The sequence below is a fragment of the Streptomyces lydicus genome (assembly GCF_000717345.1).
GTDB lineage: Bacteria > Actinomycetota > Actinomycetes > Streptomycetales > Streptomycetaceae > Streptomyces > Streptomyces lydicus.
In genome coordinates, this window is record NZ_JNZA01000014.1 from 192683 (window position 1) to 211291 (window position 18609).

An 18609-nucleotide genomic window follows, 5' to 3' on the forward strand; every position below is an offset into this window, starting at 1 on the left:
CGGAAGATGCCCGGTGGGGACCGGGGCCCCCGTGCCGACATGGCAGGGGCGGACCGCTACCCGGAGTACGTTTCGAGGAGACAGCGATGTCCCACGAGGTAACCGGCGGGGCTCAGGAGCCTGAGACCCCGAACCTCGACTTCGCAGGTACCACCCCGTACGAGGACTACGTACAGGCCGAGGTCCTCACCCATCTCCAGCACCCGCTCTCCGACGACCCCGGCGAGATGGTCTTCCTGGTCACGACCCAGGTGATGGAGCTGTGGTTCACGGTCATCGTGCACGAATGGCGGACCGCGGCCGAGGCACTGCGCCGCGACGACCTGCCGGTGGCGATGGAGGCGCTGCGCCGCTCGACCTACGAGCTGGAGGCGCTGAACGCCGCCTGGAAGCCGCTCGCCAAGCTGACGCCGGCGCAGTTCAACGCCTACCGCAGCGCGCTCGGTGAGGGCTCCGGATTCCAGTCCGCGATGTACCGCAGGCTGGAGTTCCTGCTGGGCGAGAAGTCCGCCTCGATGCTGGTGCCGCACCGTGGCGCGCCCCGGGAACACGCCGAGCTGGAGAAGGCCCTGCAGGAGCCGAGCCTGTGGGACGAGGTGCTGCGGCTGCTCGCCCGTCGCGGGTACGCCGTCCCCGCGGCCGTGCTGCAACGGGACCCGTCGCTGCGGTACGAGCCGGACCCGGCCGTCGAGGCCGTCTGGGCCGAGGTCTACACCGGCGCGCAGGACTCCGAGCTGGTCCGGCTCGGCGAGGCGCTGACCGACGTCGCCGAGCTGGTCTGGCGCTGGCGCAACGACCATCTGGTCGCGACCAGGCGGGCCATGGGCGCGAAGATGGGAACCGGCGGCTCCGCGGGCGTCGCCTGGCTGGAGAAGCGGGCCCGCAAGAACGTCTTCCCCGAGCTCTGGACGGCGCGCAGCCATGTCTGAGACCCCGTACACCCCGGGCATCCCCGGGACCGCCGACGCCGCCGGACCGGTCGGGGAGCGTCCGTTCGCGGGCCGTGCCCGGGAGCTGGACGCCGCCGATCCGCTCGCCGCGCTCCGGGACCGCTTCGTCCTCGACACCGTGGTCGACCCGGCGACCGGGCTGCCGGACGTCTACCTCGACGGCAACTCCCTGGGCGTGCTGCCCCGCACGGTGCCCGACCGGATCGCCGACGTCCTCCACCGCGAGTGGGGCGAGCTGCGCATCCGCTCGTGGACCGAATCCGGCTGGTGGACCGCGCCGGAGCGGATCGGCGACAAGATCGCGCCGCTGATCGGCGCGGGCCCGGGCCGGGTGGTGGTCGGCGACTCGACCAGCGTGAACATCTTCAAGGCCGTGGTCGGCGGCGTACGGATGGCCGGGAAGGGCTGCACGGAGATCCTGGTCGACGCCACGACCTTCCCGACCGACGGCTACATCGCCCGGTCGGCGGCCCGGATGACCGGCCTCGCGGTGCGGCCCGTGGAGCCCGCGCGGATAGCCGACGAGGTCACCGAGCGCACCGCGCTGGCACTGGTCAACCACGTCGACTACCGCACCGGCGCGCTCAACGACCTGCCCGGCATCACCCACGCCCTGCACTCCGCGGGGGCGCTCGCCGTGTGGGACCTGTGCCACAGCGCGGGCGCGCTGCCGGTCGGCCTGGACGCCCATCACGTCGACCTGGCCGTCGGCTGCACGTACAAGTACCTCAACGGCGGGCCGGGCTCGCCCGCCTTCCTGTACGTCCGCGAGAGCCTCCAGGAGCGGTTCGAGTCGCCGCTGCCCGGCTGGAACTCGCACGCCGATCCGTTCGCGATGGATCCCTCCTACGCCCCCGCGGACGGCGTCCTGCGCGGCCGCGTCGGCACCCCCGACATCCTGTCGCTGCTCGCGCTGGAGGCCGCGCTGGAGGTCTGGGACGGGGTCGCCATCGAGGACGTCAGGGCCAAGAGCCTGGCCCTGACGGACTTCTTCCTGGAGTGCGTGGCCGGGTACGTACCGGCCGGCCGGGCGCGTGCGGTCACGCCGCAGGACCACCAGCGGCGCGGCAGCCAGGTGTCGCTGCGCTGCGCGGGGGCGGGCGAGGTGATGGACGAGCTGATCCGGCGCGGTGTGGTCGGCGACTTCCGCACGCCCGACGTGCTGCGGTTCGGCTTCACCCCGCTCTACACCTCCTTCGCGGACGCGGAGCGGGCGGCCCGGGTGCTCGGCGAGGTGCTGGGGGCGCTGCCCGAGGTGGGACCGGCCGCGGCCGGGACCGGCGGGTGAGTGCCGCGGACGAGGAGACGGCGCTGCTGGGGCTCGCCCCGGTGGCGCCGGACGGCACGGTGGCCTACGGGCCGCACCCGGACCAGGTCGTGGACCTGTACGGGCCGCGGCCGGGCGACGGCGCGGGGTCGGACCGCGGCGCGGGGGCGGCGGTCTCCGGGCCGCTGGTCGTGCTGCTGCACGGCGGCTTCTGGCGCGCGGCCTACGACCGCCGCCATCTGTCGCCGCTGGCCGCCGCGCTGGCCGGGCAGGGGCTGCCGGTCGCCCTCGCCGAGTACCGCAGGGTCGGCGGGGGCGGCGGCGCCCCGCGCACCTTCGAGGACGTGGCGGCGGCGGTCGAGGCGGCGGCGGACGGCCGCCGCCGTGAGGTGGTGCTGGTCGGGCACTCGGCGGGCGGGCACCTCGCGCTGCTCGCCGCCGCCCGGCCGGGCACCCCGGTGCGCCGGGTGATCGCCGTCTCGCCGGTCGCCGACCTCGCCCGCGCCCACGAACTGGGCCTGAGCGACGGAGCGGTGGCCGAGCTCCTCGGCCCCGGCCCCGGCTTCGCCGCGCGGCTGGCCGCCGCCGACCCGGTGCGCCGCCCGCCCGTGGGCGTCCCGGTCACGATCCTGCACGGCACCGACGACCCGGACGTCCCGCCGGACCTCTCCCGCCGCTACGCCGCCGCGAGCCCGGCCACCACGACGCTGCGCGAGCTGCCCGGCGTGGGGCACTACGCGCCGGTCACGCCCGGTACGGCGGGCTTCGCCGCGCTGCTCTCCCTGCTGCGCCCACCACGTAGTACTTGAGACGGATGTCCGCAGATCCCCACTGGTGAGGACGCCTCCGGGCCGTCGCTTGCTTACCGTTGTCAGCGTGAACCAGACGACCCAGACGCAGAACACTCTGCGCTCAGAGGCCCGGATAGCCCACGGGGTGCTCCACCGACTGCGCCAGGACCTGATCGTCGACGCCTTCGCCTTCCGCCCGATGCCGCCGCTGGAGGACGCGAAGGTGTCGCGGTGGGTGCCCTGGCTGCCGCAGCGGATCCGCCACTGGGCCCGGTGGCTGCCGCACTGCGCCGTCACCTTCTTCGCGGCCTGCGTCTTCCTGGCCGGCTTCACCACGAGCTACGACATCGGCCCGCTGCGCGGCCTGCTGACGGCCGGCTTCTGCCTGATGGTCGCCGCCGGTCCGGCGGTCACGCTGTTCCGGCCGGTGGGCGCCTACTGGCTGTCGCTGGCCGCCTTCGTGCTGTCGGTGTTCGCCAACGTGGCCTTCGCCCCGTACGGCAGCGCCTTCGGCGGCGCCGCCTTCCCGACCCTGCTGGCCGTGATGACGCTCGTGGTGCTGCGCACCCGGCCGCGGCTGGCGATGGAGATGTGGCTGGTCACCTTCGCGGTGGCGGCCGTCGTGACCACCTTCGTGGGGCGGGACGTCGGCGATCTGCCGCCGGTGGCGGTCTTCAGCGGTGTGGTGCTGATCTCCGCCGCTGCCGTCCGGGCCTGGCGCGAGGAGCGCCGGCAGGTCGTCGAGACCCGGACGGTCACCGCCGAGGAGCGTTCCCGGCGCACGCTCCTGGAGGAGCGCGCCACGATCGCCCGTGAGCTGCACGACGTGGTCGCCCATCACATGTCGGTCATCGCCATTCAGGCCGAGGCCGCCCCGTACCGGGTGGAGAACACCCCGCCGGAGCTGGCCACGTCCTTCGCGACGATCCGGGAGAACGCCGTCGCCGCGCTCACCGAACTGCGCCGCATCCTGGGCGTGGTGCGCTCCGAGGACCCGGACGCGTTCGCCGAGCGCGACCCGGAGGCCCCGCAGCCGACGCTGGCCAGCCTCGAATCGCTGCTCGACAGCGTCCGCGGCGCGGGACTGACCGTCGAAGCCGTGATCACCGGGGCGCCCCGGCCGCTGCCGCAGGGCGTGGAACTGTCCGCCTACCGGATCGTGCAGGAGGGGCTGAGCAACGCGCTGCGCCACTCGCCGGGCGCCGACGCCCGGGTGGAAATCTCCTACGTGCTGGGCGGGATCGGCCTGCGGATCGTCAACGGCCCGGCGAGCCGGCTGGCCAAGCCGTCGCCGGGCGCGGGCCACGGGGTGCTGGGCATGCGGGAGCGGGTGCAGATGCTGGGCGGCGAGATGACCGCCGACCACACCGAGGACGGCGGCTTCGAGGTCGCGGCCTTCATCCCGGTGTCGCAGACGGCCGGTGAGGCCACGTCCGGGGGGAACAGGTCATGATCCGGGTACTGATCGTCGACGACCAGGTGATGGTCCGCGAGGGCTTCTCCGTCCTGCTCAACGCCATGCCGGACATCGAGGTCGTCGGGGAGGCGGTGGACGGCCGCCAGGCGGTGCAGAAGGTCGCGGTCCTCAAGCCCGACGTGGTGCTGATGGACATCCGGATGCCGGAGATGAACGGCCTGGACGCGACCCGCGAGATCGTCGCGGCCGACGCGGAGGCCAAGGTCCTGGTGCTGACCACCTTCGATCTCGACGAGTACGTCTACCAGGCGCTGCGCGCCGGAGCCAGCGGCTTCCTGCTCAAGGACGCCTCGGCCGGCCAGCTCGCCGAGGGCGTGCGCATCGTCGCCTCCGGCGAGGCGCTGCTCGCCCCCACCGTCACCAAGCGGCTGATCTCGGAGTTCTCCCGTCTGGGCACCCCCAGGGCGCCCGCCCAGGAGCGCATCGCCGACCTCACCGAGCGCGAGACGGAGGTGCTGGTGCTGGTGGCCCAGGGCCTGTCGAACGGGGAGATCGCCGGGCATCTCGTCGTCGCCGAATCCACGGTGAAGACCCATGTCAGCCGCATCCTGGTGAAGCTGGGCCTGCGCGACCGGACGCAGGCGGCGGTGTTCGCGTACGAGGCGCGGCTGGTGACGCCCGGCGGGTGAGCGTGCGGGCGCGCCGTCATCCACAGCCTGTGGACAAAGATCGGCGGGGCCCGGAGAACGACAGGAGTACGCCGCCGGAGTCCGCTACAGCTCCGGCGGCGTACGTAGGGGGGCGGCGGTCGCGCCGTTTCACGTGAAACGGCGGCTGCCCGGGGTGCCGCCGCGCGGGGTCACCCGATGTCGCGCCGCCGGAAGCCGGCGAGGCCGGCGGCGGCGAAGAGGGCGGAGAGGGCCAGCAGCCAGACGAACGGGGCCGCGGTGACCTCGGCGCCGGGGAGCTTGGGCAGATGGCCGTAGGGGGAGAGGTTCATGGCCCACTGCGGGAACTTGAGGGAGGGGCCGAGCCAGCCCAGCGCCAGACAGCCGCCGACGATCGCCCACACCGCGGAGGTCGCCTTGGGCAGCAGCCCGAAGACGAGGACCGCCACGCCGGTGAGCGTCCAGACCGCGGGGACCTGGGCGAGGGCCGCGGCCAGTACCGGGCCCAGCTGCCCGCCGAGGTCGCCGACCGAGAGGCCGTAGCTCACGCCCAGGGCCAGGCCGCCGCAGGCCAGGACGACGGCGGTGCCGGCGTACGCGATGACCAGGTGGCCGGCGGCCCAGCGGAGCCGGCCCACCGCCCCGGCCAGTACGGGCTCCGCGCGGTCCCCGGTCTCCTCACCCCGCAGCCGGAGCACCGCACCGGCCGCGTAGAGCGAGGCGACCATGCCGAGCAGGCCGGCCATCGTGGCCAGGAAGGCGTCGGTCAGCCCCTGCTGACCGCCCATCCGCTCGAAGATCTCCCGGGTCTGCTGATTGCCGCCGACCAGGTCCGCGGCGCCCTTGGCGATCCCGCCGAAGATTCCGCCCGCACACAGGAAGCCGGCGCTCCAGCCCGCCAGGGTGGTGCGCTGGAGCCGCCAGGCCAGGCCGAACGGACCGGCCAGGGAGCGCGGCGCGGCGGCCGGCCCGGGGCGGGCGGGCAGAAAGCTCATCCCGAGGTCGCGGCGCGCGGTCAGGGCGTACGAGGCGCAGACGGCCGGCGCGGTCGCCGCGGCGAAGAGCAGCAGGACCCACCAGCGTTCCCCGGCGTACGGGCGGAGGTTCTCCGACCAGCCGATCGGTGAGACCCAGGTGAGCGGCGACGAGGAGTCCGCGGTGGCGGCGTCCCCCGCGGCGCGCAGCGCGAAGGCCAGGCCGAGGACCGCACCGGTCAGCCCCTTGGCCATCCGGGCGCTCTCGGTGAGCTGGGCGGCGATGGCGGCCAGGCCGGCGAAGAGCATGCCGGTGCAGCCGATGGCGAGCCCGAGAGCCAGCGAACCGGTGGCCGGCCGCCCGGACGCGGCGAGGCCCGCGGTGATCAGCGCGGCGAGCACGGCATCGGCGAGCAGCGCCGTCAGCAGGGCCGCGGTCAGCGGCGCGCGGCGGCCGACCATCGCGGCGGAGAGCAGTTCCTGACGGCCCGACTCCTCCTCCTCGCGGGTGTGCCGGACGACGATCAGCAGGCTCATCACCGCGGCGAGGACGGCACCGAAGCCGGCCATCCGCCAGGCGATCAGGCCGCCGAGGGAGTCGCCGAAGACCGGCCCGTACAGCGCGCGCATCGAGCCGTTGGCGTTCATCGAGCCGGCGAGTGCGGCGCGCGCGGCGGCGGTGCCGTACAGCGCCTCGAAGGCCGAGCCCATGGAGGCCACGGTCAGCCCCAGGGCCAGCACCCAGGCCGGGATCAGCACGCGGTCGCGGCGCAGCGCGAGCCGCAACAGGGCGCCGGTGCCCGCGAGAGGGCGGGAGCCGGCGGCGCGGGCGGGGAGGTGGGCGGCGGTCGCGGTCATCGGACGGCCGCCGCGTCGTCCCGTACGGCACCGCGCACGTCGTCCTGGTAGTGGCGCAGGAAGAGCTCTTCCAGAGTGGGCGGGGTGCTGGTGAGGCTGCGGACGCCGGAGCTGCCGAGCAAGCGGAGCACGGCGTCGAGCTTGTCGTTGTCGACCTGAAGCCTGACCCGGTGCCCCTGGCCGCCCTTGATCGGCTGGGTGGTCAGATCGTGCACCCCGGGCAGCGCGGCCAACCCTCCACCGGCTACCGCTGGGGGGACCCCCAGCGGTCCGGCGAGTTCGGCGACGACCGAGGTGCGGGTCAGATGCCGCAGCTCCCCCAGCGAGCCGGATTCGACGGTGCGCCCCTTGCGGATGATGCTGACGCGGTCGCACAGCGCCTCGACCTCGGACAGCACATGGCTGGACAGCAGGACCGTACGGCCCCGGTCGCGCTCCTCGGCGACACAGGTCTGGAAGACCTCCTCCATCAGCGGGTCGAGGCCGGAGGTCGGCTCGTCGAGGATCAGCAGATCGACGTCGGAGGCGAAGGCGGCGACCAGGGCGACCTTCTGCCGGTTGCCCTTGGAGTACGTCCGCCCCTTCTTGGTGGGGTCGAGTTCGAACCGCTCCAGCAGCTCGGCCCGGCGCGCGCCGTCGAGTCCGCCGCGCAGCCGCCCGTAGAGGTCGATGACCTCGCCGCCGGAGAGGTTGCGCCACAGGGTGACATCGCCGGGGACGTAGGCGATGCGGCGGTGCAGCGCGACCGCGTCGTGCCAGGGGTCCTTGCCCAGGAGGCGGGCGGTGCCGCGGTCGGCGCGCAGCAGGCCCAGCAGGACCCGGATCGTCGTGGACTTCCCGGCGCCGTTGGGGCCGAGGAAACCGTGCACCTCGCCGGCCTCGACGGTGAGGTCGAGGCCATCCAGCGCGGGGGTGCGCCCGAAGGACTTGTGGAGACCGTCCACCCGGATGGCGGGAGCGGAAGCGATTGCCGTGGTCATGCTTACGAAGCTACGGTAGTTTCACAAATTTGTGAAGTTAAGAAACCGTATAAAGTTGGGATGGGTGGCTCTGATCAGGGGAGATGATGCGGATATGAGCGAGCAGCGACAGCAGAGCGCGGACCGGACCGACGACACCCGCCAGGGCGCCCGCGACGAGCACGCGAACGAGGCGCCCGCCCAGTTCGTCGAACGGTTCGCCGCGCAGCTCGTCGACGCCGGCATGCAGCGGATGCCGGCCCGGGTCTTCGCCTGCCTCCTGGCCTCCGAATCCGGGGTGCTGACCTCCGCCGAGCTGAGCGAGCGCCTCCAGATCAGCCCCGCCGCCGTCTCGGGTGCGGTCCGCTACCTCTCCCAGGTCGACATGGTCAGCCGGGAGCGCGAGCCCGGCTCCCGCCGCGACCGCTACCGCGTGCACAACGACCAGTGGTACGAGGCACTGACCCGCCGGAACGACCTGCTCACCCGGTGGGAGAACACCCTGCGCGAGGGAGTCTCCAGCCTCGGTGAGGCCACCCCCGCCGGCCGCCGGCTCGGCGAGACCCTCGCCTTCTTCGAATTCATGCAGAACGAACTCGCCGGCATGCTCCAGCGCTGGCGCGACCACCGCGACGAGCTGCGCCTCGCACACGACGACCGGGCCGTTCCGCCCGGGGCGTCGGCAAAAGGTGCGTTCGGCTCTTTTGAGTAGGGGTACTCAGGCCGAAACTGCGCGTGATCCGGAGAATGGATCCCGCAAGCGCAACCGGAACATCTGAGAAGAGGTCGGCGGTATGGCGAGGCCCACCTTCAGCGTGCCGCACCAGAACCGACCGGCCGGGGCAGTGGCTTGGCCGTGGGTGCTGTTCGGGCTGCTGCAGCTGCTGGCCGCCGTCCCGATGCTGGCGGTGATCGTGAGCGGCGGCTTGATGGCCGGCATCATGGGGCTCGCCTCCGGCGGGTCCGTCAGCGTGCTGGGCATGATGCTGCTGCTGATCTCGGGGCCGGCGCTTGGCCTGGCGCTTCCAGCCCTGGTGCTGCTGTCGCCGGAGGCGCGCCGGTCGAACCGGCACCCGCTCTTCGCGCTGCACTGTTCCGGGCTGCTGTGCGGGACAGCGGTTGAGTACTTTTTCTGGGTCGCCCCGGCGATGCGCTGAGCCACGGGCATCCAGCGGCCATGCGCGGCATGCGAGGGGCTGCCGGTGATCCGGACGAAACGGATTGCGCCGGGGACCGGCGCGCCGCGGGCCGGCAGCCCCGGCGGGCGCTCAGCCGCCCCGCGGCAGCTGCAGCCGCCAGGCGCCCGCCTGCACGGTCCACGTACGGGTCCTGACCGGGCCGCCGACCACCGCGTCCGCCCGGTAGTGGAAGTCCGCACCGGACACCGTCACCGCGTGTGCCCGGACCCGCACCGGCCGCGCCTCCCCGGCCCAGTGCACCACCACCTCGGCCAGCTCACCGCCGGCCCCGGCCCCGTCGATCCCGCCGGCCACCGGCCGCGCCCCGTCCGGCCCGTCCGCCCCCGCCCGGGCGGCCGGCACCACCGACACCCCGCGCACCGGCCGGTCCAGATCCGCCAGCAGCACCCCGTCCGCCTCGATCCGCAGCCGCTGGGCCGGCACCCGGGCCCGCCGCCCGGCCGCCGGCGCCAGCAGCGCCAGTGCCGTACGGGCGGTCCGGGCCGCCGGGCGCCACCACGGCCGGGCAGCGCCGGCCTCGCCCGCCGCGGCACCGCCCCAGACCTCCGTCGCGGCCCGCACCTCCACCGGGTCACGGGGCGCGGCCGGCCGCGGCACCTGCGGCCCGAGCAGGTGCCGTACCGCGTCGTGGCCGCCGGCCGCGCAGGGGATCCGCAGCCCGCCCAGCACGATGCCGTCGCTGTCGTCCCTGAGCAGGTCCATCGGCCGCTCGCCGCCGTCCAGGACGGTCCGCGCGGCGGTGACGGTGTCCGTGGGGACGCCCAGCGCACGGCTCAGCGCGACCGCGGCGGGCGCACCCACCGGGACCATCGAGACCGGCACCTCGGCCAGCTGCCGCTGCTTGTCCAGCAGGCTCACCACCCGCAGCAGCGCCCGGTCGTCACCGATCACCACCGGCCGCCGCTGCCCCCGTCGCGCCAGGATCCGGGCGAATTCCTCCGGCCCCTCCGGCAGGCAGATTTTCGCTCCCGCACCCGCACACAGGACATCCTTCGCGATGCGCACGGACTCGCCGTCCGTACTGCGGGCGACCGGGTCGATGACCACGAGCAGGGGGTGCCCCCGAACGGAGTCCACGGGAGAGTGCCCAGAAGGCTGCGCCGACACCTCGGTCCTTCCTCAGGTAGCATCTCGGTGCAAGAGCCCCTTGCGCTATTGCGCCAGGGGCTTCGTCTATTCCGGGGCACCGGTCCAACGGCTCTTGCGACGACGGACGCGTGAACACGCACGCAGGCGTCATCCACGCACGTTGGACATGCCCCGCCCGGAAGGGGTGTACGCCTGTGCCCGCACTTGTGCTGCTCGGTGCTCAGTGGGGTGATGAGGGCAAGGGAAAGGCCACCGACCTGCTCGGTGGGTCCGTTGACTATGTGGTGCGCTACCAGGGCGGCAACAACGCCGGCCACACGGTCGTCGTCGGCGATCAGAAGTACGCGCTGCACCTTCTCCCTTCCGGAATCCTCTCGCCGGGGTGCACCCCGGTCATCGGCAACGGTGTCGTCGTCGACCCGGCGGTCCTGCTCTCCGAGCTGAGCGGACTCAACGAGCGCGGCGTCGACACGTCCAAGCTGCTGCTCAGCGGCAACGCGCACCTGATCACGCCGTACAACATCACCATCGACAAGGTGACGGAACGCTTCCTCGGCAAGCGGAAGATCGGCACCACCGGCCGCGGCATCGGCCCGACCTACGCCGACAAGATCAACCGCACCGGCATCCGGGTGCAGGACCTCTACGACGAGTCGATCCTCACCCAGAAGGTCGAGGCGGCCCTCGACGTCAAGAACCAGCTGCTGACCAAGCTCTACAACCGCCGCGCCATCGAGGCCGGCCAGGTCGTCGAGGAGCTGCTGGGCTACGCCGACCAGATCAAGGGCTACGTCGCCGACACCACCCTGATCCTGAACAAGGCCCTCGACGACGAGAAGGTCGTCCTCTTCGAGGGCGGCCAGGGCACGCTGCTGGACATCGACCACGGCACGTACCCCTTCGTGACGTCGTCGAACCCGACCGCGGGCGGCGCCTGCACCGGTGCGGGCGTCGGACCCACGAAGATCAACCGCGTCATCGGCATCCTCAAGGCGTACACGACGCGCGTCGGCGCCGGCCCGTTCCCGACCGAGCTGTTCGACGAGGACGGCGAGGCACTCCGCCGGATCGGCGGGGAGCGCGGCGTCACCACCGGCCGCGACCGCCGCTGCGGCTGGTTCGACGCGGTCATCGCCCGCTACGCCACCCGCGTCAACGGCCTGACCGACTTCTTCCTCACCAAGCTGGACGTGCTGACCGGCTGGGAGCAGATCCCGGTCTGCGTCGCGTACGAGATCGACGGCAAGCGCGTCGAGGAACTCCCGTACAGCCAGAGCGACTTCCACCACGCGAAGCCGATCTACGAGACGCTGCCCGGCTGGTCCGAGGACATCACCAAGGCGAAGTCGTTCTCCGACCTGCCGAAGAACGCCCAGGCGTACGTCAAGGCGCTGGAGGAGATGTCCGGCGCCCCGATCTCCGCCATCGGCGTCGGCCCCGGCCGCGACGAGACCATCGAGATCAACTCGTTCCTCTCGTAGGCCCGTCTCACCCCAGGGGCCCGCGCACCGTCGGCAACGACGGCGCGCGGGCCCTTGCGCATGCCTGCTGTGCGCTGTGCTCGAACGAGTGATCCGATGCGGAACAGCCCCTGGCCCGTCCGGGTCCGGCAACACTGGCCTTCCTCTCGAAAGGAGTGCAGCATGACGGTTATGGCCGAGCGCACGTCTCACATGCTGGTGGAGGACTTCGAGCAGATCGCCTCCGCCGCACCCGAGACCGTCACGTTGGAGTTCATCGACGGACGGATCGAGGAGAAGCGGGTGCCGGACGGGGATCACGGGACGATCGTCATGTGGCTGATCAGGCAGTGCATGCAGGGCCGCCCGGAGCTCGACCTTGACCCGACCCAAGGGCTGAAGGTCGGTCGGTACCGCAAAGGACGGGCCCGTCCGGACGGCTCGCTCGCACCCGTCGCGCACTTCGCCGGACAGGGTGAGTGGGCCGATCCCGAGGGCGTCCTGATGACCGTCGAGGTCACCTCGTACGACGGGGACACCGAACGCCGCGACCGGCAGGAGAAGCCGGCCGCCTACGCCGCCGCCGGCATTCCCGTCCACCTCCTCGTGGACCGCGACCGCTGCGAACTCGTCGTCCACACCAGCCCCGCCCCGGAGCGGGGCTGCTACCTCGATGTGCACCGGGCCCCGTTCGGCGAGCAGGTCACCCTCCCCGATCCGGTCGGTCTCACCCTCGACACGGAGATCCTCAAGAACTACGTGCGCTGACCGTCACCACGGAAAAGCGTTCGCCCGGGACGGCCCCCGCCCCGGCCCCCCGCCCCGGCCGCCGCCCGGGCTCAGCCCGCCCTCTCGTACGACAGGGCCTTGCCGTCGTCGAAGGTGCGGCGCAGTTTGCCGCCCACCATGTCCAGGGTGCTCGACTCGCCGCGGCTGCAGCTGTCGTTCGGGCCGGAGACGACGGTGGACGGGCCGAGCCGGACCGGGGGACCCGCACTGGCCAGGGTGGCCGCGAACTCGCAGCGGTAGTTGGCGCCGGTGGCCGTCATCGTCAGCACGGTGGCGCCCGGCTTGCCCTGGACGAGGGTGAAGCGCCGGACGTCGACGCCGGAGTCGCCGACCGTGGCCTCCCAGGTGCCCAGGTAGTCCGCGGGGATCCCGCCGGTCGCCGCGGACTGCGCCGACGTCCGCCCGTTCGCGTCGCCGCGGCCGTCCTCCGCCCGCACGCCGTCGTCCCGGTCCGTCAGCATGCTGTACGCGGTGGCCGCGCCGGCCCCGGCGAGCGCGAGGGCGACGACGGCGAGCAGCGCGGTGCCGATGCCCCGCCGGCGCGGGCCGGGGGCGACCGGGGCCGGCGCGGGGTGGGCGTGCTGCGCCTGCGCCGGGTGGGGCGCGTACGACGTCGGGCCGTGCGGCAGCGCACCGTACGGGCTGTGCGGCAGCGCACCGTACGGGCTGTGCGGTACCGGGGACGGCGGCGGGGTGCGGCCGGGTACGGGGGTCGGCGAGACGGTGGTGGGGAGGGCGTGGATGCCGGGCGCGTCCGCGGCCCGCACCGGACCGGCCGGACCGACCGGATCCGCCCCGCTCACCGGGTCGGCCCCGCTCGCCGGAGCCGCCCCGGTTGCCGGAGGTGCCGCGTCCGCCGGTCCGGGCCCGCTCTGCCGTCCCTCCTCCGCCCGCGCGAGCTCCGCTTGCGGGTTCTCCGCCTCCAGCAGCTCCACGGCGTGCCGCCCCAGCCGCGCGATCAACGCCCCCGGCAGCCACGGCTCGTCGTCCGCGCCCGGTCCCGCGTCGACGCCGTCCTCCGCCAGTGCCACCAGGTGTTCCGGGGTGGGCCGCTGTGCGGGGTCCTTCGCCAGGCAGGCGGAGATCAGCCCCCGCAGCCCCTCCGGCACCCCGGTCAGATCGGGCTCCTCCTCGGCTACGCGGAACATCAGCGCGTGCGCCGCGCTCTCCGCCGTCCCGAACGGCTGCCGCCCGGTTGCCGCGTAGGCCAGCACCGAGCCGAGGGAGAAGACGTCGCAGGCCGGGCCGAGCGGTTCACCGCGCACCTGCTCGGGCGACATGAAGCCGGGCGAACCGACCGCCGCGCCGGTACGCGTCACACCGTTGCCGGCGACGCCCTCCAGCGCCCGCGCGATGCCGAAGTCGATGACCCGGGGACCGTCGATGGTGACCAGCACGTTCGACGGTTTGAGGTCGCGGTGGATGATCCCGGCGGCGTGGATCGACCTCAGCGCACGGGCCAGCCCGGCCGCCAGGATCCGCACCGTACGCTCCGGCAGCGGGGGGCCGCCGCCGACGACCTGCTGCAGCGACGGGCCGGCGATGTAGCCCGTGGCGAGCCACGGCGTCTCGGCCTCGGTGTCGGCGTCCAGCACCGGCGCCGTCCACTCCCCGCCGACCTGCTGCGCGGCCCGCACCTCGCGCCGGAAGCGCGCCCGGAACTCCTCCTCGTCGGCCAGTTCCGCGCGCACCAGCTTGACCGCGACCGTACGGCCACGATCGGAACGGGCCAGGAACACCCGTCCCATCCCGCCCTCGCCGAGTCGCCCGATCAGGCGGTACGCGCCGATCCGCCGCGGATCCCGCGGCCCCAGAGGCGCCAGCCCACCCGGCCGTCCCCCACGCCCCTGCTGTCCCGCATGTCTTGGCTCTTCCACGATCCGTCGCCCTTCCCCCCGAATGCGTCCTGCGGGCGGCGAGGAGACCCGGACGCCGTACACCCATCTGCCCGCGGTCCCTCTTCCGCGGTGAGGATACCGAGGGCAGCCCGGCCACCGGCAGGCGGCGCGGTGGCCCGGCGGGGTGCCGAACCGGCCGTTCCAACTGGCCGGGGATGGCCGGGACATGACGGTGATGGAGGTTTTCTTCCGCGTCCCGGAACTTTCCGCGTCCGGTGTGCGTAGAACGCGTACCGCGCCGTATCCCCACGGCGCGGCGCACTTCCCGGTCCCGCACGCTCCCGTCCCCGTCGCCTGCCAAGGAGACCGTGTGATCCCCGCCGTACGTGCCCTTGCCCGCGCCGCCATGGCGGCCCGCCCCGTACCGCTCGCCGGGCTCCAGGCGCGGGCCGAGCTGCCCGTCCGCGTCGACCGCGGGTATCTGGTTCCGGCCGAGGTCTTCGCCCTGTTCGCCGCGGAACTCACCGACCGCCGCGCCGCCGGCGGCCCGTTCGACGCGCTGTGCGTCAACGGGCGCCGCTGGTTCCGCTCCCGCTCCGTCTACTACGACACCCCCGACCTGCGGTCCTTCCACGGCCATCGGCGCGGTGCCGGGCCGCGGTACACGATCCGCGAGCGGCTCTACGAGGACACCGGGGAGCGGCAGTTCGAGGTCGAGCTGCCGGGGCGGCACGGCGGGACCGTCAAGCACCGGCAGCCGCTGCTGCCGGGCGACCCGGCCCTCGGCGCCGGCCCGCGCGACTTCCTCGCCGCCGTACTCGCCCGCGCCTACGGCCTCGCCGCCCCCGCCGACCTGCACCGCTCCCTGGAGACCGACCACCTCCGGGCCACCTTCGTCACGGCCGGGCAGCGCGTCACCTGCGACGCGGCACTGCTGTGCCGGGACCCGGCGACCGGCCGCACGTTACGGACCGACGGCGGGCTCGTCCTCGTCCGCACCAGGACCGCCGGCGGCCCCGCCCGGGCGGACCACGTGCTGCACGGCCACGGCATACGGCCCGGTGCCTTCACCCCGTACGCCGGCGGCCTCGGCGCACTCCACCCGGAACTGGCCGCCGGACGGTGGGCGCGGGAGCTGCGCAAAACGTTCCCGGCGGCGCGCCCCCGGGCGGCCCACGCCGGCGGCACCCCTGCGGACGGTCCCGGAGGCGGCCGGAAGCCACCGCGGGACGGCGGCCCCGCGGCCACCCCGGTCAGCGGCCCTGGAGGTTCCTCCAGTCCGTAGACACTCTGTCCGTGCGCGTGGTGAGGGCCATACAGACTGTCGGTACCGGCCGGAGCGCCGTGATCCCTAGGCTGAGGGCGTTCGCCGCGCCCATCCCCCGGCGGACCCGAGCGACCCGATCCGAGGTACTGACCGTGACCACGACGCATCCCGCTGCCTCCGCCGCCGCTGCGGCTGCCGGTGGCCCTGCCGCCGGCGCCGCCGTGAAGGCCGCCGACCGCGCCCACGTCTTCCACTCCTGGTCCGCGCAGGGCCTCATCGACCCGCTGCCGATCGCCGGCGCCGAGGGCTCGTACTTCTGGGACTACGACGGCAACCGCTACCTCGACTTCTCCTCCCAGCTGGTCAACACCAACATCGGGCACCAGCACCCCAAGGTCGTCGCCGCGATCCAGGAGCAGGCCGCGAAGCTGTGCACGCTCGCCCCGGGCTTCGCCGTGGACGTACGGTCCGAGGCCGCCCGGCTGATCGCCGAGCGCACCCCCGGTGACCTCGACAAGATCTTCTTCACCAACGGCGGCGCGGAGGCCGTGGAGAACGCGGTCCGCATGGCCCGGCTGCACACCGGCCGCGCCAAGGTGCTGTCCGCCTACCGCTCGTACCACGGCGCCACCGCCGCCGCGATCAACCTGACCGGCGACCCGCGCCGCTGGCCCTCCGACACCGCCTCCGCGGGCGTCGTCCACTTCTGGGGCCCGTTCCTCTACCGCTCGCCGTTCCACGCCGAGAACGAGGCGCAGGAGTGCGAGCGCGCGCTCGCGCACCTGGAGCAGACGATCGCCTTCGAGGGCCCGCAGTCGATCGCGGCGATCATCCTGGAGACCGTCCCCGGCACCGCCGGGATCATGGTTCCGCCGCCCGGCTACCTCGCCGGCGTCCGCGAGATCTGCGACCGCCACGGCATCGTCTTCATCCTCGACGAGGTGATGGCGGGCTTCGGCCGCACCGGCGCGTGGTTCGCCGCCGACCACTTCGGCGTCACCCCCGACCTGCTGACCTTCGCCAAGGGCGTCAACTCCGGCTACGTCCCGCTGGGCGGCGTGGCGATCAGCGCCGAGATCGCCGCCACCTTCGACACCCGCCCCTACCCGGGCGGTCTGACGTACTCCGGGCACCCGCTGGCCTGCGCCTCCGCCGTCGCGACCCTTGAGGCGATGGCCGAGGAGCGGATCGTGGAGAACGCCGCGGAGATCGGCGAGCAGGTCATCGGGCCGGCCCTGCGCGAGATCGCCGAGCGGCACCCGTCCGTCGGCGAGGTCCGCGGCCTGGGCGTCTTCTGGGCCCTGGACCTGGTCCGCAACAAGGAGACCCGCGAGCCGCTGGTGCCGTACAACGCGTCGGGCGCCGCCAATGCCCCGATGGCGGAGTTCGCCGCGGCCTGCAAGCGCGGCGGGCTGTGGCCGTTCGTGAACATGAACCGTACGCACGTCGTCCCGGCCTGCACCGTCACCGAGGCCGAGGCCAAGGAGGGCCTGGCCGCCCTCGACGAGGCCCTCACGGCGGCGGACGCGCACACCGTCTGAGCAGGCCGCCCCCGGGCGGCCCGCCGCGGCCCTCGCCTATCGTGGGCGGGGGCCGCTCCCACCCGCGCGGTCAACGGACGTCGAAGGAGACGCACACGATGGCCGCCGGCGGAGACAGTTCAGTCATACGTCGCAGCACCCTGCGCCAGCAGATCGCCGACGCCCTGCGCGACGAGGTCCTGGCGGGCCGGCTGCCGTCCGGCCACCCGTTCACCGTCAAGGAGATTGCCGAGCAGTACGGCGTCTCCGCGACCCCGGTGCGCGAGGCGCTGCTCGACCTGTGCGCCCAGGGCCTGCTCGACGTCGAACAGCACCGCGGCTTCAAGGTGCACGCCTTCACCGCCGACGACTTCCGCGCCATGGTCGAGGCCCGCACCCTGATCATCGAGGGGATCTTCCGCAGCGGCGCCGGGCCGGCGCTGCGCGCCACCCCCGCCGAGGTGCTGATCTCCATCCGGCGCCGCGCCGACGAGGCCGAGCGGGCCGCGCGGGCCGGCGACCTGGACGTCCTGATCGGCTACGACCTGCGGTTCTGGCGCGAACTCAGCAGCATCGTGAACAACGCCTACATCAGCGACTTCCTGGACCGCATCCGCGTGCAGACCTGGATGTTCGCGGTTCCGCTGCTGCGCCGGGTCCCCGATCTGCGGGGCCACCTGTGGCAGGACCACTGCGCGCTGGCCGACGCGCTGATCCGCCACGACCTGCCCGCCGCCCAGCATCTGATCGCCGAGTACAACGAGCACTCGCTCGCTCTCATCGGGTAACGCCCGCTCTCGTCGGATGGCGCGGCGGGCACTACGCTGTCCCGACTCGGCCGTAACGGTCCGATCCCGTAAGCGTTCGTGCGCCGGTGTCCCCGTCCCCGACCGGAAGCGAGTTCTCACCCGTGGCATGTGACCTGTGGCTGGTACCCCTCGTCGATGTGCTGTGCCACAGCCCCGACAACCCGTTCTCCGAGGAGATCGCCGCCTACGACAAGGCCCTGACGGAGGCGGGACTGCCGCCGGTGCCGGTCTTCAGCTACATGCCGGGTTTGTCGGGTGACGTGGCCCCCGTCGCCGGCTTCGACTACGACGCGCTGCACTTCCTGCGCCGCGCCTACCTCCTGCGCCTGTGCGGCCTGGAGGTGACGCCGGTCGACGAACTGGGCGGCGACTACGAGCAGTTGCTGGAGATGTTCGAGGCCACCGCGCAGCAGTCCCACCTGGTGTGGCACTACGACCACGCGGGCGCGTACGTGCCGGTCGACTTCCCGCACCCGCTCGCCAACGACGAACTCCTGGAGGGCGGCGGCCCGTTGGGCTCGTCGCACGGTTTGCTGCGCGATCTGGAACTCGTCGCGCCATCCCTGGGTATCGATCCGGCCAATCCGCCGGCCGCGCCCGCGCCACCGGCCGGCCCCACCTCTCTGGAGGAGCGGTCGGGCGCGGTGCCCCTGGACGACGGTCCGTTCGCCCGGGAGCGCCATGTGTGGCTCGGCCTGCACGCGGCCGCCACCAAGAGCCTGGGCCAGGGCTCCATGATCGTCTTCAGCTGATC

At 73.5% G+C, this 18609-nt stretch carries 17 protein-coding genes; 13 read left to right on the plus strand and 4 right to left on the minus strand.

The window, feature by feature from the left end; genetic code table 11:
* Positions 1 to 86: 86 nt before the first annotated feature.
* From OO62_RS15975 to OO62_RS15995, 5 genes are all read left to right on the plus strand, one after another.
* Positions 87 to 929 carry a tryptophan 2,3-dioxygenase family protein gene (locus OO62_RS15975; RefSeq protein WP_033268054.1) on the plus strand — a complete coding sequence of 281 codons (843 nt, stop codon included), beginning with the start codon at positions 87 to 89 and terminating at the stop codon, positions 927 to 929.
* Entirely contained in the window at positions 922 to 2238 is a 1317-nt protein-coding gene (gene kynU / locus OO62_RS15980; protein ID WP_078617189.1) for a kynureninase, read from the plus strand. The genes OO62_RS15975 and kynU overlap by 8 nt, the downstream gene beginning before the upstream one ends.
* Positions 2235 to 3026: an alpha/beta hydrolase family protein gene (locus OO62_RS15985; protein WP_033268055.1), complete on the plus strand. Its 792-nt coding sequence runs from the start codon at positions 2235 to 2237 to the stop codon at positions 3024 to 3026. The genes kynU and OO62_RS15985 overlap by 4 nt, the downstream gene beginning before the upstream one ends.
* 67 nt (positions 3027 to 3093) lie before the next feature.
* A complete protein-coding gene (locus tag OO62_RS15990; protein ID WP_077192836.1) occupies positions 3094 to 4461 on the plus strand; it encodes a sensor histidine kinase in 1368 nt (455 codons plus the stop codon).
* A complete protein-coding gene (locus tag OO62_RS15995) occupies positions 4458 to 5114 on the plus strand; it encodes a response regulator (RefSeq protein WP_033268056.1) in 657 nt (218 codons plus the stop codon). The genes OO62_RS15990 and OO62_RS15995 overlap by 4 nt, the downstream gene beginning before the upstream one ends.
* Before the next feature lie 170 nt (positions 5115 to 5284).
* Here OO62_RS15995 and OO62_RS16000 read toward each other — a convergent pair whose 3' ends face one another.
* Together OO62_RS16000 and OO62_RS16005 are read right to left on the minus strand one after the other, a co-directional pair.
* The gene (locus OO62_RS16000; protein ID WP_033268057.1) at positions 5285 to 6925 is read right to left on the minus strand and encodes an ABC transporter permease; all 1641 of its coding nucleotides are present in this window, start codon (positions 6923 to 6925) and stop codon (positions 5285 to 5287) included.
* The gene (locus tag OO62_RS16005; protein ID WP_033268058.1) at positions 6922 to 7905 is read right to left on the minus strand and encodes an ABC transporter ATP-binding protein; all 984 of its coding nucleotides are present in this window, start codon (positions 7903 to 7905) and stop codon (positions 6922 to 6924) included. Before OO62_RS16005 ends, OO62_RS16000 begins: the two co-directional genes overlap by 4 nt.
* A 94-nt stretch (positions 7906 to 7999) precedes the next feature.
* Here OO62_RS16005 and OO62_RS16010 point away from each other — a divergent pair, with 94 nt between their 5' ends.
* Both OO62_RS16010 and OO62_RS16015 read left to right on the plus strand, forming a co-directional pair.
* Complete coding sequence (locus tag OO62_RS16010; protein ID WP_051733252.1) at positions 8000 to 8596, plus strand: GbsR/MarR family transcriptional regulator; 597 nt, start codon at positions 8000 to 8002, stop codon at positions 8594 to 8596.
* An 82-nt stretch (positions 8597 to 8678) separates the two neighbouring features.
* On the plus strand, positions 8679 to 9041 hold the full coding sequence (locus OO62_RS16015; RefSeq protein ID WP_033268059.1) for a hypothetical protein: 363 nt from the start codon (positions 8679 to 8681) through the stop codon (positions 9039 to 9041).
* Between the two features lie 111 nt (positions 9042 to 9152).
* Here OO62_RS16015 and OO62_RS16020 read toward each other — a convergent pair whose 3' ends face one another.
* The gene (locus OO62_RS16020) at positions 9153 to 10160 is read right to left on the minus strand and encodes a diacylglycerol kinase catalytic domain-containing protein (RefSeq protein WP_228332477.1); all 1008 of its coding nucleotides are present in this window, start codon (positions 10158 to 10160) and stop codon (positions 9153 to 9155) included.
* Positions 10161 to 10366: 206 nt separating this feature from the next.
* Between OO62_RS16020 and OO62_RS16025 the strand changes: the two genes are divergently transcribed.
* Both OO62_RS16025 and OO62_RS16030 read left to right on the plus strand, forming a co-directional pair.
* Positions 10367 to 11653: an adenylosuccinate synthase gene (locus tag OO62_RS16025; protein WP_033268060.1), complete on the plus strand. Its 1287-nt coding sequence runs from the start codon at positions 10367 to 10369 to the stop codon at positions 11651 to 11653.
* A 162-nt stretch (positions 11654 to 11815) separates the two neighbouring features.
* The gene (locus OO62_RS16030; protein WP_033268061.1) at positions 11816 to 12400 is read left to right on the plus strand and encodes a Uma2 family endonuclease; all 585 of its coding nucleotides are present in this window, start codon (positions 11816 to 11818) and stop codon (positions 12398 to 12400) included.
* Between the two features lie 71 nt (positions 12401 to 12471).
* Here the strand turns inward: OO62_RS16030 and OO62_RS16035 are convergent, their stop codons facing one another.
* Positions 12472 to 14244: a serine/threonine-protein kinase gene (locus OO62_RS16035; RefSeq protein ID WP_033268150.1), complete on the minus strand. Its 1773-nt coding sequence runs from the start codon at positions 14242 to 14244 to the stop codon at positions 12472 to 12474.
* Between the two features lie 385 nt (positions 14245 to 14629).
* Here OO62_RS16035 and OO62_RS16040 point away from each other — a divergent pair, with 385 nt between their 5' ends.
* The 4 genes from OO62_RS16040 (at position 14630) to OO62_RS16055 (ending at position 18607) form a co-directional block, all read left to right on the plus strand.
* Positions 14630 to 15544, plus strand: coding sequence for a VTC domain-containing protein (locus OO62_RS16040; RefSeq protein ID WP_063739016.1), 915 nt, complete (start codon positions 14630 to 14632; stop codon positions 15542 to 15544).
* A gap of 134 nt (positions 15545 to 15678) precedes the next feature.
* Positions 15679 to 17067: an aspartate aminotransferase family protein gene (locus OO62_RS16045; protein WP_033268062.1), complete on the plus strand. Its 1389-nt coding sequence runs from the start codon at positions 15679 to 15681 to the stop codon at positions 17065 to 17067.
* Positions 17068 to 17165: 98 nt separating this feature from the next.
* Positions 17166 to 17834, plus strand: coding sequence for a GntR family transcriptional regulator (locus tag OO62_RS16050; protein WP_033268063.1), 669 nt, complete (start codon positions 17166 to 17168; stop codon positions 17832 to 17834).
* A 122-nt stretch (positions 17835 to 17956) separates the two neighbouring features.
* A complete protein-coding gene (locus OO62_RS16055; protein ID WP_033268064.1) occupies positions 17957 to 18607 on the plus strand; it encodes a hypothetical protein in 651 nt (216 codons plus the stop codon).
* The last annotated feature ends 2 nt before the right edge of the window (positions 18608 to 18609 follow it).